General features: G+C 63.6%; 1 protein-coding gene. It reads right to left on the minus strand.

The genetic code is table 11. From position 1 onward, the window contains the following. A partial coding sequence (locus tag SO139_RS46350) for an integrase catalytic domain-containing protein (protein WP_498542173.1) occupies positions 1-622 on the minus strand: 622 nt, incomplete at its 3' end. Positions 623-678: the final 56 nt, after the last annotated feature.

A 678-nucleotide genomic window follows, 5' to 3' on the forward strand; every position in this document is an offset into this window, starting at 1 on the left:
CCGTCGTCACAAGACCGCGCTTGCCGATGCGTTCGCCGAGCTCTTCCTGCGCCGCACGGATGTCGGCAAGCAGTTGCACGGGATCCAGAGTGCGGTATGCCGCGCGCAGACGGCGCTTGATCGCCGATGCGAGTTTCGGGTGTGCCAGCGCACGTTCGTACGGCGTAGCCGGCGGATGATAGCGTTTGATGACCTTCGCGCCCTCGCGGCGCTTCTCCTTGAGCTTGAATGACGGCTGGAAGAAGTTCACAAGCAGGCGCGCCGCCGCGTAGAGACGCGCCATCACACGGGCCGTCGCGACCCCATCGAACCGCCCGTAGCCGACGAGCCGCCGCACCACCGCGCCGTTCTTCTGCTCCACGAAAGCCTGATCGTTCTTCTTGTAGGCGCGGGACCGCGTTACCTCGATCTGCTGTGCTCGGCACCATGGAACAACGACGTCGTTCATGAACGCGCTGTCGTTATCGAAGTCGGCACCCCGGATCACCCACGGGAACAGACTTTGTGCTCGCGTCATCGCTTCGACGACGAGGCTACCATCGCGGGTCACCAGGGGCAGACATTCCGTCCATCCCGTGGCGATATCCACCATGGTCAGCGTCTGGATGAACGAGCCGGCCACGCTGGTTCCACCATGCGCGACCATGTCGATCTCACAAAAACCAGGCGGCGGGTTGG

It is taken from the genome of Bradyrhizobium sp. UFLA05-89 (genome assembly GCF_059803475.1).